Genomic DNA, 12,912 nt, shown 5'->3' with positions numbered 1-12,912 from the left:
CAAACTTCTACTAACACACTGTTTTTCATCATAAATATGATTTTAAATGGTGCCCAGAAGAGGACTCGAACCTCCACGTCCATACGGACACTAGCACCTGAAGCTAGCGCGTCTACCAATTCCGCCATCTGGGCACGGTTGGTGAGGCCGCGATGTAAAGTGGACCGCCAAGACTGTCAACCGGATTCGCGGTGTTTTCACGAATTCGGTTTGCGCCTTGCTCTGAGCGCCGTTGAAAGCTATGAAAACGTCAAGGTTTTCAAGGAGTGCTACCATGTCCAAGCTTGTCACAATCTATGGCGGTTCGGGCTTCGTTGGGCGCTATATTGCGCGCCGCATGGCCAAGCAAGGGTGGCGTGTGCGCGTTGCCGTGCGTCGGCCGAACGAAGCCTTGTTCGTAAAGCCCTATGGGGCTGTCGGGCAGGTTGAGCCGATTTTGTGCAACATCCGTGATGACGCGTCGGTGCGTGAGGCAATGATGGGCGCGGACGCTGTGGTCAACTGCGTCGGCGTCTTACACTCGATCGGCAAGAACAGCTTTGACGCGGTGCACCATGAAGGGGCTGAACGCGTTGCTCGGATCGCAGTAGAACAGGGCGTGGCACAGCTGGTTCAGTTGTCTGCCATTGGCGCAGACAATGCCAGCGACAGCGAATATGCGCAGACCAAGGCACAGGGTGAGACAGGCGTTCAGGACGCATTCCCCGGCGCAGTGATCCTGCGCCCATCTGTCATTTTTGGTCCTGAGGACGAGTTCTTTAACCGGTTTGCTGGCATGACGCGGTTTGGGCCGATCCTGCCAATCACTGGTGGCAACACACGCTTTCAGCCGGTGTTTGTGGATGATGTGGCCGCTGCTGCCGAGAAGGCAATTCTTGGTCAGGCCAAGCCGGGTATCTATGAGCTGGGCGGGCCGGATGTCGAAACTCTGCGCGAGCTGATTGACCGGATGCTGGACGTCGTGCAGCGCCGCCGCGCGGTGATCAATTTGCCTTTCGGGGTCGCGAAGCTTCAAGCGGCGGCCTTCGATTTCATCCAGTGGATTTCGGGTGGGCTGATCAAAGCGCCGCTGACGCGCGATCAGGTGCGGTCGCTTGCACATGACAACGTAGTTGCGGATGACGCTCAGGGCTTTGCGGATTTGGGTATCGCCCCGACGGCGATGGAGGCAATCCTGCCGGATTACCTCTGGCGCTTCCGTCACAATGGCCAGTACGCGGCCATTCAGAACTCGGCGAAAAACCTACGCACCGACGGCTGAGCCAGAGGCGATGCGAATTATGAAAGGCGCGGCGCAGGCCGCGCCATTTTCATGTGTAAGCAATGCCCAACAGAACGACACCCAACGCGATTCGATAGATCACGTAGGGTGTGAAGCTGACAGACCGCAGCAGGCGCATCATCAGGCTTAGTGCAAGAAGTGCTGACACAAAGGCCAATACCGCCGCGATTGCCCCGTCTTTGGCAACCTGAAGGTTGGAGGTGGCGGCGACTTCGGCTCCTAGCAGCACGCCCGAAGCGAAAATTGTCGGGATCGACATGAGCATTGCCAGTTTCGCGGCGTCGGGGCGTTCGTATCCAAGCGCTCGCGCGCCCGAGATTGTTGCCCCTGACCGCGACGTGCCGGGGATCAGCGCCAGAGCCTGCCAAAGGCCCATGATGATCGCGTCGCGCAACGTCCAGTCACCTGCTCTTTTCTCAGCCGATCCTTTTTGGTCAACCCAATACAGCACCAGTCCGAACAGGATCATGGTCCAAGCGATGACTTTGATCGACCGCATGGTATCGTCCAGTCCCGTTAGCTTGATCAGAAGTCCAAATGCTATGGCCGGGATGGTTGCAATTGCCAACAGGAAGGCGAGCCTTGAGCCCGGCGTATCGATGCGCCCGGTCAGCATCCGCGGAACACCAGCCAACCCCATCCGAACATCTGCCCAGAAGAACAGAACCACGGCGCCCAACGTGCCCAGATGCACGGCCACGTCAATCGTCTGGCCCTGATCGGGCAAGCTCGTCAGGTGCGGAATCAAGGCGAGGTGACCAGAGGAAGAAACCGGCAGAAACTCGGTGATTCCCTGTATCACAGCGACGAGAAAGAGATGGGCAAGGGTCATGTGGGAGCCTTCTGGAATGGGGTGTTGGCAAGCTAAACCAGCGGTCCGGAAAGGGAAGAGCGATAAAATGGAAGTAGTTATGACCTAAATTTAGGAATATTTCGTATGGCAACCCAATTATTCACCAAAGAAAGTGTATAAAGGTCAGTATTGCTGTCTTTTATTTTATCCACACCCCCTATAGAAGCTCAAGTCCGAGCTATATTGACGGAGAGCCAGGATGGCCAAGCAGCCGATGTTGAAATTCGTGAGTGTCGAGCGGGATATGCCCGAAAAACGGGCCGCCGAGGCGCGTCGCGAAGACTTCCACGAAATCTATGCCGAATATGCCGCCCAGAAGGCCGCCGAGCAAGCCAGCCGGTGTAGCCAGTGTGGCGTGCCGTATTGCCAGTCACATTGCCCGTTGCACAACAACATACCTGACTGGCTGCGTATGACCGCGTCAGGTCGCTTGAAAGAAGCCTATGAGCTGAGTCAGGCAACCAACACCTTCCCCGAGATCTGTGGACGTATTTGCCCGCAGGATCGTCTTTGCGAAGGCAATTGCGTGATCGAACAATCGGGCCATGGCACCGTCACCATCGGCGCAGTCGAGAAATACATAACAGACACAGCGTGGGACAACGGTTGGGTTGAGCCGATTACGCCCGCTACCAAGCGCGATGAAAGCGTCGCAATCATCGGGGCAGGTCCAGGCGGACTGGCTGCGGCGGACGTTTTGGTGCGCGCTGGTGTGAACGTTACCGTCTATGATCGACATGACCGTGCGGGCGGGTTGATGACCTATGGTATTCCCGGTTTCAAACTTGAAAAAGATGTGGTGATGCGCCGCGTGAAGCTGCTGGAAGATGCAGGGGTCGAGTTTGTTCTGAACTGCAATGTCGGAAAAGACATCAGCTTTCAGGACATTCGCGCCATTCATGATGCCGTTCTTCTGGCGACCGGTGTCTATAAGGGTCGCGATCTGTCCGGGCCGGGGGCTGGCGCAAAGGGGATTGTTCCAGCGCTGGATTATCTGACCTGCTCCAACAAGCTCAGCTTTGGCGATAGCGTTCCCGCATTCGACAACGGAGAACTGAACGCAGAAGGCAAAAATGTCGTGGTTATCGGTGGTGGCGATACCGCGATGGACTGCGTACGTACCGCCATTCGCCAAGGCGCAACGTCGGTGAAGTGCCTGTATCGCCGCGATCGCGAGAACATGCCCGGGTCGCAGCGCGAAACCCAGAACGCCGAGGAAGAAGGCGTCGAATTTGTCTGGTTGTCCGCACCAAAAGGTTTCGCGGGCAATCCCGTAACAGGCGTTATCGTTCAGAAAATGCGCCTGGGTGCGCCTGATGCAACCGGCCGTCGTAGCCCTGAAGTGATCGAGGGTTCGGAATACACCGAGAATGCGGATCTGGTGATCAAAGCGCTCGGGTTTGAGCCGGAAAACCTGCCCACCCTCTGGGATGAAAAAGACCTGACGGTCACACGCTGGGGCACAATCAAGGCGACTTTCGAGACGCACCGGACCGATCTGGATGGTATTTGGGCCGTGGGTGACATCGTGCGCGGTGCATCATTGGTGGTCTGGGCGATCCGCGATGGGCGCGAAGCTGGCGCGGATATACTTGCCGCGCTGAATGCCGCCCGCGCGCTTGCTGCCGAATAACAAATTTTCCGGGCCAGCCGGGTCACTGCACCCCCGCCCGTCCGAGAGGAGAACCGACATGACGAAATATGATGCCGATTGGGTCCGCCGCGAGGAAGCCAAACGTAAATTTATGAGCGAACACAGCCTGTATCGCGAAGAAGACGAGCACAGCTCGTGTGGTGTCGGGCTGGTCGTCTCGATTGAAGGAAAGGCGTCACGCGAGGTCGTCGAAGCAGGCATTGCTGCGCTGAAAGCCATTTGGCACCGAGGCGCTGTAGACGCTGACGGCAAGACAGGCGACGGTGCCGGCATCCACGTGCAAATCCCGGTTCCATTCTTCTATGACCAAATCCGTCGCACCGGCCACGAGCCGCGCGAAGACCAGCTGATCGCAGTCGGTCAGGTTTTCCTGCCGCGCACTGATTTTGGCGCTCAGGAAGCCTGCCGGACGATAGTTGAGTCTGAAATCTTGCGCATGGGATACCACATCTATGGATGGCGGCACGTGCCGGTGGACATCACCTGCCTTGGCGAAAAGGCCAATGCGACGCGGCCCGAGATCGAACAGATCATGATTTCAAACTCGAAAGGTGTGGACGAAGTCACCTTCGAGCGCGAGCTTTATGTGATCCGCCGCCGGATCGAAAAAGCCGTGGCAAGCGCACATATCAATGGGCTCTATATTGCGTCGCTCAGCTGCCGGTCGATTATCTACAAAGGCATGATGCTGGCCGAGCAGGTGGCGGAATTTTACCCAGACCTGATGGACGAGCGGTTCAAATCGACCTTCGCGATTTATCACCAGCGGTATTCGACCAACACCTTCCCCCAATGGTGGCTGGCGCAACCGTTCCGCATGCTGGCGCATAACGGCGAGATCAACACGCTGAAGGGCAACCTGAACTGGATGAAAAGCCACGAGATCCGCATGGCGTCCGCAGCCTTCGGCGATCTGGCGGAGGACATTAAACCTATCGTTCCGGGCGGGTCGTCTGACTCAGCCGCTTTGGATGCTGTGTTCGAGGTGCTTGTACGTGCAGGCCGTTCTGCCCCGATGGCGAAAACCATGCTAGTGCCGGAAAGCTGGTCTAAGCAGGCCATCGAACTGCCCGAAGCATGGAAAGACATGTATTCCTATTGCAACTCGGTGATGGAGCCATGGGACGGCCCTGCCGCACTGGCCATGACCGATGGTCGTTGGGTCTGCGCAGGACTTGATCGTAACGGTTTGCGCCCGATGCGTTATGTGGTGACGGGCGAGGGTCTTGTGATCGCAGGTTCGGAAGCTGGTATGGTGCCGATTGATGAAGCCAGCATCGTGGAAAAAGGTGCGCTGGGGCCGGGGCAGCTGTTGGCTGTCGATACGGTCGAAGGCAAATTGTACCACGACACCGAAATTAAGGACAAACTGGCCGTTTCCCGACCCTTCGGTGAATGGGTTGGCAAGATCAATGATCTGGGTGAAGGCTTTGCTGAGGTCGAGGAAAAACCGCTATATAGCGGCGAAGAGTTGCGTCGCCGTCAGTTGGCGGCTGGTTACACCTTGGAGGAACTGGAGCAGATCCTCGCGCCAATGGCTGAGGACGGAAAGGAATCGCTGGCCTCGATGGGCGATGACACACCGTCGGCAGTGCTTTCGACAAAATACCGCCCGCTGAGCCACTTTTTCCGTCAGAACTTCAGCCAGGTGACAAACCCGCCCATCGACTCGTTGCGCGAATTCCGCGTCATGTCGCTGAAAACCCGTTTTGGAAATCTGAAAAACGTGCTGGATGAAAGCAGCGCGCAGACCGAGATTATCGTGCTGGAAAGCCCATTTGTCGGCAATCAGCAGTTCGGGAAGATGACCGAGATATTCAATGCCCAAATGGTCGAAATTGACTGCACCTTCCCGGTTGACGGCGGTGGTGGCGCATTGCGTATCGCCTTGGGTGAAATCCGCGAGAAGGCCGAGGATGCCGTGCGGTCAGGCGCTGGACATATTATCCTTACAGACCAGCATCAGGGCGAAAGCCGTATCGCGATGCCCATGATCCTTGCGACATCTGCCGTCCATAGCTGGTTGGTGAAAAAGGGCCTGCGGACATTCTGTTCGATCAATACACGTTCGGCAGAATGTTTGGACCCACATTATTTCGCTGTGCTCGTTGGCTGCGGTGCCACGACCGTGAACGCCTATCTGGCTGAGGATTCACTGGCCGACCGGATTGAACGGGGGTTGCTGGATTGTACGCTTTCGGAAGCCGTGCACCGCTATCGTGAAGCCATCGACCAGGGTCTTCTGAAAATTATGGCCAAGATGGGGATATCAGTTATCTCGTCCTATCGGGGTGGCTTGAACTTCGAAGCCGTTGGCCTGAGCCGCGCAATGGTTGCCGAATATTTCCCTGGGATGACATCACGCATTTCGGGCATCGGTGTGAACGGTATCCAGAAAAAACTGGAAGGTGTGCATGCAGCCGGCTTCGGCAGCGGGAACAAGGTTTTGCCAGTTGGCGGGTTTTACAAAGCGCGCCAGTCGGGCGAAACACATGCGTGGGAAGCACAGACGATGCACCTGCTGCAATCTGCCTGTGATCGCGCCTCGTTCCAGATGTGGAAGCAGTATTCGGCACGTATGCGCGCCAATCCACCGATCCACTTGCGTGATTTGCTGGACATCAAACCGATGGGCAAAGAAGTCCCGATCGAAGAGGTGGAAAGCATCAACGCAATCCGCAAGCGGTTCGTGACGCCCGGTATGTCGCTGGGGGCATTGAGCCCCGAGGCACACAAAACTTTGAACGTCGCAATGAACCGGATCGGTGCGAAGTCGGACAGTGGTGAAGGCGGCGAAGACCCCGCGCATTTCCACCCCGAACCCAATGGTGACAACCCGTCGGCGAAGATCAAGCAGGTGGCCTCGGGTCGTTTTGGCGTTACTGCCGAATACCTGAACCAGTGTGAAGAGCTAGAGATCAAGGTCGCCCAAGGTGCCAAACCCGGCGAAGGTGGTCAGTTGCCCGGCATGAAGGTCACGGACCTTATTGCCCGTCTGCGCCACTCGACCAAGGGTGTGACGCTGATTTCACCGCCGCCGCACCACGATATCTACTCGATCGAGGATCTGGCCCAGTTGATCTATGACCTCAAGCAGATCAACCCGCGCTGTAAAGTGACGGTGAAGCTGGTTGCGGCGTCGGGTGTCGGCACGATTGCGGCCGGTGTGGCGAAGGCCAAGGCCGATGTGATCCTGATTTCGGGCCACAATGGTGGCACGGGTGCGTCGCCAGCAACCTCGATCAAGTTTGCAGGCCTGCCGTGGGAGATGGGCCTGACAGAAGCCCACCAAGTGCTGGCGATGAACAACCTGCGCGACCGGGTAACGCTGCGCACTGATGGCGGTCTGCGCACGGGTCGTGACATCGTCATGGCCGCAATGATGGGCGCCGAGGAATACGGCATCGGCACTGCGGCTCTGATCGCCATGGGTTGCATCATGGTGCGTCAGTGCCAGTCGAACACCTGCCCAGTTGGGGTCTGCACGCAGGACGATGATCTGCGCAAGAAGTTCACTGGCAACGCGGACAAGGTCGTCAACCTGATCACCTTCTATGCGCAGGAAGTGCGCGAGATACTTGCCTCTATCGGGGCGCGGTCGCTGGACGAGGTGATTGGCCGTGCGGATCTGCTAAGCCAGGTCAGCCGGGGGTCCGCCCATTTGGATGATCTTGATCTGAACCCGCTTCTTCTAGTCGTCGATGGCGCGGACAAGATTGTCTATGACCGCAATCGCGACCGGAATCCGGTGCCCGATACTCTGGACGCCGAGATCGTGCGCGATGCGAGCCGTTTTCTTGAGGATGGCGAGAAAATGCAGCTGTCCTATACGGTTCAGAACACGCACCGTACGGTCGGCACGCGCATTTCCAGCCATATCGTGAAACGCTTTGGCATGCGCAACAGCCTGCAGCCGGACCACCTGACAGTGAAGCTGCAAGGCTCGGCAGGTCAGTCCCTTGGTGCATTTGCAGCACCCGGTCTGAAGATCGAGGTGTCAGGCGACGCCAACGATTATGTTGGCAAAGGTCTGTCCGGGGGCACGATCGTTGTGCGCCCGCCGCTTTCCAGTCCGCTTGTCGCGCGTGACAATACGATCATCGGCAACACCGTGTTGTACGGAGCGACGGACGGTTACCTGTTTGCCGCTGGTCGCGCTGGCGAACGGTTCGCGGTTCGCAACTCTGGCGCGCATGTAGTGATCGAAGGCTGTGGCTCGAACGGGTGTGAATACATGACCGGCGGTGTCGCGGTGATCCTTGGTTCTATTGGCTCGAATTTCGGGGCAGGGATGACCGGCGGTATGGCCTATCTGTATGACCCGGATGGCGTGGCGCAGAACTATATGAACATGGAAAGCCTTGTGACCAATCCGGTTTCGGTCGACCATTGGGAAGCGCAGCTGTTGTCGTTGGTCGAACGGCATGCCGAAGAGACCGGAAGTCAGCTGGCGACAGAGATTCTGCGTCATTGGGATCTGGAGAAGGGGAACTTCCTTCAGGTTTGCCCGATTGAAATGCTGGAAAGATTGCCTGCCCCACTGTCAATCGAAGACGCAGCCATTCCTGCCGAGTAAGTGAGGAAAGCCAGAACAGACAGGGCGGCCCGCAAGGCCGCCCTTTTTCGTCAGAGTCTGGCCAGTCCAACGACGTAGTTCTTGCCATAGGCTTTTGCGCATTTCGGGCAGGTCGTATAGAAGAACCAAACTTCGGCATCCTTGTTACCACGCGCGGCAGCAAGGGTCTGCATTTGGTCGTGCCAGTGCTTTGCGTCGCGGTAACTGCCTTCGAACACTTTGGTGATGAAATCACCTGAGACGGTCGTCATCTCTTCATCTTCAACGGGATTGCCGGCGGCGAATAAATGCTCGCCTTTCCAGGGCGATAAATCACGGCTCATGACGATGAAGTCGGTTTCGTCATATGCACCCGACGCTTCCATATGCTCGAACACACGCGACATGACCTTGCCCATATTCAGTGGCACATGAAGAACGGATGATGTCTCAGCGCGCACAAAAGGTTTGTCACGCAGTTTCAGTTCGACGCCGTCCCATCCTTCGGGTTTGAACCGGGGACAACACCCAGTTGGATTGTCGCTCATGTCATAGAAGGGAAGTGAATTCGTTTTCATATCGATATCCTCCTTTCCCAATTTACCACGGGAGTGATGGCTGCGCTTTGATCCATATCTTGACCTTTGCCCATCGCCCATGGTCTGAAAGACATGTGGCAAGAGCAGCGAAAAAAAAGCCAGTTGGCAAGAAGAAGGCGCCAAAGAAAAAGCGCATAAAGCTTCATCCTATCGAATGGGTCAGGCTCTGGATAAAGCGTGTGTTTCTGGCAATCTTGGCGTTCTTCGCGCTGGGCATCGTTGGGTATGCGTTTATCAACCCGCCGACCACGCCCCACATCATTGCCGAAAAACTGCGACTTGGTTGGGCCGATCATCAATGGGTCGACCTGGAAGATGTCGCCCCTGTCATGGCGCGGTCGGTCGTTGCCGCCGAGGATGCAAATTTTTGCCAGCATTGGGGCTTTGATATGCGCGCCATTCGGGCTGCGATTGACGAAGGCGGGGCACGCGGCGCATCGACACTAACCCAGCAGGTCGTGAAGAACGCCTATCTTTGGCATGGGCGGTCTTGGCCGCGCAAGGCGCTAGAGGCCGGCATCACACCCTTTGTCGAATTGTTCTGGTCGAAGCGCCGCATCGTTGAGGTCTATCTGAACATCGCAGAGTTTGACGAAGGCGTGTTTGGCGTCGAAGCCGCGTCCCGACATTATTTTGGCGTCGGCCCGGAAAATTTGACGGCTGTTCAAGCTGCGCGGCTGGCGGCATTGTTGCCCAACCCCAAGGAACGATCAGCCGCGCGACCGTCACCTTTTGTGCGCAAGCGTGCGCAATCCATCTTGGACGGGGCGGCTACGATCCGCGCGGATGGGCGTGCTTCGTGTTTCGAGGATTGATCCCTCGGCCCAAAACCGGCAATACGAGATAAAGAGAGATTTCTGATACACGCCATGAACCGACTTTTTCACGTCCCCCTATCGCCGTTTTGCCGCAAGGTGCGCCTGTCCCTTGCCGAGAAGAAGATTGAGGTCGAGCTGGTCGAGGAAAGGTATTGGGAGCGTGGCAAAGACTTTTTGCTGCGCAACCCGGCGGGCAAAGTGCCAATCCTGAAGATGGACGGTCAATTGCTGGCCGAAAGCGGACCAATTTGCGAATATATCGAAGAGCGCTATCCGACGCCTGCATTACTGCCTGACGATCCCGAAGGGCGGTACGAGGTGCGCCGTCTGGTTAGTTGGTTCGACGACAAGTTCCATAACGAAGTTACTTCCAACTTGCTTTACGAGCGGGTGAACAAAAAGGTGATGGGGGCAGGGTACCCAGAAAGCCGAAACATCAAGGCCGGGGCGAAAGCGATCAAGTATCATCTGGACTACATGGGCTGGTTGTTAGAGCAACGCCGCTGGCTCGCAGGCAACGCGATGACACTGGCCGATTTTGCTGCCGCCGCTCATCTGTCATCGCTGGACTATATTAACGATGTGGATTGGAACCGGAACGAGAACGTGCGCGAATGGTATGCGAAGATCAAATCGCGTCCGGCGTTTCGGTCTATCCTTGCTGACCAGATCCCTGGCTTTCCACAACCGCCGCACTATTCGGACCTGGATTTTTGACTGCCGAGATACGGCAAGCCATCATCGACAATGCCCTGAGTGAGGGATTTGCGCAGGTCGGATTCTGCCGTCCGGATGGCGTGCCCGATATTGCAGAGCGGCTAGCCACCTATGTAGGCAACGGTTGGCATGGCGACATGGGCTGGATGGCTGAACGGATGCATTGGCGGGGCAATCCCGCAGCTCTATGGCCTGAAGCGCGCACGGTCATCATGCTGGCCGAGCCTTATACGCCGTCACATGACCCTATGGAGGTCATTGGACAGCCTGATCGCGCCGCCATTAGCGTTTATGCACAAAACCGCGACTACCACGACATCGTGAAAAAGCGGTTGAAGCGGGTAGGCCGTTGGATGATCGAAGGCTTTGGTGGTGAGATCAAAGTGTTTGTCGACACGGCTCCCGTGATGGAAAAGCCGCTTGCGGCAGCAGCTGGATTGGGCTGGCAGGGCAAGCATACAAACCTTTTGTCACGTGAGTTGGGCAGTTGGTTTTTCCTAGGTGCGATCTTCACCACGTTGGACCTTCCCATTGATCTGCCGGCGCGCGAAAACTGCGGCAGCTGCACCGCGTGCCTTGAGGCCTGCCCAACCGATGCTTTCCCTGCCCCTTTTCAGTTGGATGCGCGCCGGTGCATTTCTTATCTGACGATTGAACACAAAGGGCCGGTTGATGAACCGCTCAGATCGCAATTGGGCAATCGCATCTATGGGTGCGATGACTGCCTTGCGGCTTGTCCCTGGAACAAGTTTGCGGCTGAGGCAAGCGAGATGCGATACGCCGCGCGGGCCGATCTGATCGCCCCCCGGTTGGCGGAATTGGCCGGATTTGATGATGCGGGGTTCCGGGCGCATTTCTCGGGCAGTCCGATCAAACGGATCGGATTGTCGCGATTTCTGCGCAATGTGCTCTATGCGATTGGCAACTCTGGTGATCCGGCGCTGCTTTCGCACGCACAGGCACACACCGAACATGAGGACGCTGTTGTGTCAGATGCTGCACGCTGGGCTGTTACGAAGCTTTCCAGCAGCGCCTAGTCGGCGACCGGCTCGGGCTGCCCGGCCTCCAGCATATGAAACGCGCCGATTGCGGCGTTCACACCTTTGACTGCCGCGGCTTTTGGGAACGGACCAATCTGCGACGCACCAACTTGATAAACGACCGAGGTGCCTTGGTCCGGACCATCTGTGACGATCACACGCAGATCGACATTTTTGATGTCAAAGGCCTGCACCAATGACCGGGCGAAAGCATCACCTGCCTGATGCTCGACCTTGGTGTCCCACTGAACATACGCGACGACCTCGGCCGGTTTGTCTATGGCCTGTTCGGTAAGCGCTGCTTTCGTAAGGCTCAACGGGCGAAGTGTTGGGTCCTTGGTATATGAATACCAACCCAACGCCACAGCGCTGGGCAGCGCGACCACGCCGATTATCATTGCCAGCAATCTGGCCCCGCGCTGCGCGAACATGCTCTGCTCCTACCCCGATTGTCGTCAGGATAGGGCAGGCAGGTTCGCGAAATGTTAATGTGCCTTAGCTGCGCACCAGTTTTTCGTAGGCTTCGGCTATGTCGCGGGTCAGCGCGCCGACCTCAAACTTGTGCGTGCCAATCTGGCCGACGGGGGTTACCTCTGCTGCCGAACCAGTAAGCCAGCATTGTTCAAAGTCTTCCAGTTCTTCTGGCATGATGTAACGCTCGTGCACGGTGATGCCTTTGTCTTTCAACATGCCAATAACCGTTTGACGGGTCAGCCCATTCAGGATCGCATCGGGCAGCGGCGTATGAACCTCGCCATCTTTCACAAAAAAGACGTTGGCCCCGGTCGCTTCGGCCACATAACCGCGATAATCCATGAACAATGCGTCCGAGCAGCCTTTGGCCTCGGCGGCGTGTTTGGACATGGTGCAGATCATATAAAGGCCGGCGGCTTTGGCAGCTGTCGGGATGGTTTCCGGTGACGGACGTTTCCACTTCGCGATGTCCAGCTTTGCGCCTTGCATCTTTGCGTCGCCGTAATAGTCACCCCAAGCCCAAGCCGCGACAGCCATGCGCACCGGATTGCGTGCGGATGAGACACCCATGTCTTCGCCGACGCCACGCCATGCCACCACACGCACATATGCGTTGGTTAGGTTGTTCGCCTCGACCACGGCTTGTTTCGCGGCCTCAATCTCGTCGACGGTGTAGGGGATGGGCATATCCATCATCTCGCCCGACTTCAGCAACCGTTCAGAGTGTTTGCGTGACAGGAAAATCTTGCCGTCATACAGACGTTCGCCTTCGAACACGGAGGACGCATAATGCAGCGCATGGGTCAGAATATGAACATTCGCATCGCGCCAATCGACCAACTGGCCGTCCATCCAGATCTTGCCATCACGGTCATCATATCCGCTCATATCTCAGTCCTTTCCAGTTCGTTGCCAGTAGG

Annotated in this window: 10 protein-coding genes and 1 tRNA gene; 6 read left to right on the top strand and 5 right to left on the bottom strand. The window is 57.0% G+C overall.

The annotated features are described in order from the left end of the window. Positions 1–47 precede the first annotated feature (47 nt). Positions 48–134: transfer RNA gene (locus K3556_RS14990), tRNA-Leu, on the bottom strand. A 140-nt stretch (positions 135–274) separates the two neighbouring features. On the opposite strand from K3556_RS14990, the gene K3556_RS14985 reads away from it, so the two are divergent. Beyond that, positions 275–1,261 carry a complex I NDUFA9 subunit family protein gene (locus tag K3556_RS14985; RefSeq protein ID WP_260517557.1) on the top strand — a complete coding sequence of 329 codons (987 nt, stop codon included), beginning with the start codon at positions 275–277 and terminating at the stop codon, positions 1,259–1,261. A gap of 49 nt (positions 1,262–1,310) precedes the next feature. Here K3556_RS14985 and K3556_RS14980 read toward each other — a convergent pair whose 3' ends face one another. Beyond that, the gene (locus K3556_RS14980) at positions 1,311–2,114 is read right to left on the bottom strand and encodes an undecaprenyl-diphosphate phosphatase (protein WP_260517556.1); all 804 of its coding nucleotides are present in this window, start codon (positions 2,112–2,114) and stop codon (positions 1,311–1,313) included. A gap of 220 nt (positions 2,115–2,334) precedes the next feature. On the opposite strand from K3556_RS14980, the gene K3556_RS14975 reads away from it, so the two are divergent. Both K3556_RS14975 and gltB read left to right on the top strand, forming a co-directional pair. Beyond that, complete coding sequence (locus tag K3556_RS14975) at positions 2,335–3,768, top strand: NAD(P)-dependent oxidoreductase (RefSeq protein WP_260517555.1); 1,434 nt, start codon at positions 2,335–2,337, stop codon at positions 3,766–3,768. 58 nt (positions 3,769–3,826) lie between these two features. Next, entirely contained in the window at positions 3,827–8,365 is a 4,539-nt protein-coding gene (gene gltB / locus K3556_RS14970; RefSeq protein ID WP_260517554.1) for a glutamate synthase large subunit, read from the top strand. 50 nt (positions 8,366–8,415) lie between these two features. Here the strand turns inward: gltB and K3556_RS14965 are convergent, their stop codons facing one another. After that, positions 8,416–8,922 (bottom strand): hydrolase, encoded by a 507-nt coding sequence (locus K3556_RS14965; RefSeq protein WP_260517553.1) that lies wholly within the window; start codon positions 8,920–8,922, stop codon positions 8,416–8,418. A gap of 95 nt (positions 8,923–9,017) precedes the next feature. Here K3556_RS14965 and mtgA point away from each other — a divergent pair, with 95 nt between their 5' ends. The 3 genes from mtgA to queG are packed head-to-tail and all read left to right on the top strand — an operon-like array spanning position 9,018 to position 11,515. Next, the gene (gene mtgA, locus K3556_RS14960) at positions 9,018–9,758 is read left to right on the top strand and encodes a monofunctional biosynthetic peptidoglycan transglycosylase (RefSeq protein WP_312847268.1); all 741 of its coding nucleotides are present in this window, start codon (positions 9,018–9,020) and stop codon (positions 9,756–9,758) included. 54 nt (positions 9,759–9,812) lie between these two features. Continuing rightward, positions 9,813–10,478 carry a glutathione S-transferase family protein gene (locus K3556_RS14955; RefSeq protein WP_260517552.1) on the top strand — a complete coding sequence of 222 codons (666 nt, stop codon included), beginning with the start codon at positions 9,813–9,815 and terminating at the stop codon, positions 10,476–10,478. Next, complete coding sequence (gene queG / locus K3556_RS14950) at positions 10,475–11,515, top strand: tRNA epoxyqueuosine(34) reductase QueG (protein WP_260517551.1); 1,041 nt, start codon at positions 10,475–10,477, stop codon at positions 11,513–11,515. Before K3556_RS14955 ends, queG begins: the two co-directional genes overlap by 4 nt. On the opposite strand, the gene K3556_RS14945 is transcribed toward queG, so the two are convergent. Then, complete coding sequence (locus K3556_RS14945; protein WP_260517550.1) at positions 11,512–11,949, bottom strand: hypothetical protein; 438 nt, start codon at positions 11,947–11,949, stop codon at positions 11,512–11,514. The two genes, queG and K3556_RS14945, sit on opposite strands and share 4 nt — an antisense overlap. 64 nt (positions 11,950–12,013) lie before the next feature. Beyond that, the gene (locus K3556_RS14940) at positions 12,014–12,880 is read right to left on the bottom strand and encodes a branched-chain amino acid aminotransferase (protein WP_260517549.1); all 867 of its coding nucleotides are present in this window, start codon (positions 12,878–12,880) and stop codon (positions 12,014–12,016) included. Between the last annotated feature and the right edge of the window lie 32 nt (positions 12,881–12,912).

It is taken from the genome of Aliiroseovarius sp. M344 (assembly GCF_025140835.1).
Lineage (GTDB): Bacteria > Pseudomonadota > Alphaproteobacteria > Rhodobacterales > Rhodobacteraceae > Aliiroseovarius.
The sequence above is the reverse complement of the archived record's forward strand: the minus strand, read 5'-3'. Positions and strand labels throughout refer to the sequence as shown.

What these genes read in the sequence shown, in the direction of transcription:
- K3556_RS14985 (WP_260517557.1), top strand. Translation starts at nt 275, where the DNA reads ATGTCCAAGCTTGTCACAATCTATGGCGGTTCGGGCTTCGTTGGGCGC.
- K3556_RS14980 (WP_260517556.1), bottom strand. Translation starts at nt 2,114, where the DNA reads ATGACCCTTGCCCATCTCTTTCTCGTCGCTGTGATACAGGGAATCACC.
- K3556_RS14975 (WP_260517555.1), top strand. Translation starts at nt 2,335, where the DNA reads ATGGCCAAGCAGCCGATGTTGAAATTCGTGAGTGTCGAGCGGGATATG.
- gltB (WP_260517554.1), top strand. Translation starts at nt 3,827, where the DNA reads ATGACGAAATATGATGCCGATTGGGTCCGCCGCGAGGAAGCCAAACGT.
- K3556_RS14965 (WP_260517553.1), bottom strand. Translation starts at nt 8,922, where the DNA reads ATGAAAACGAATTCACTTCCCTTCTATGACATGAGCGACAATCCAACT.
- K3556_RS14955 (WP_260517552.1), top strand. Translation starts at nt 9,813, where the DNA reads ATGAACCGACTTTTTCACGTCCCCCTATCGCCGTTTTGCCGCAAGGTG.
- K3556_RS14945 (WP_260517550.1), bottom strand. Translation starts at nt 11,949, where the DNA reads ATGTTCGCGCAGCGCGGGGCCAGATTGCTGGCAATGATAATCGGCGTG.
- K3556_RS14940 (WP_260517549.1), bottom strand. Translation starts at nt 12,880, where the DNA reads ATGAGCGGATATGATGACCGTGATGGCAAGATCTGGATGGACGGCCAG.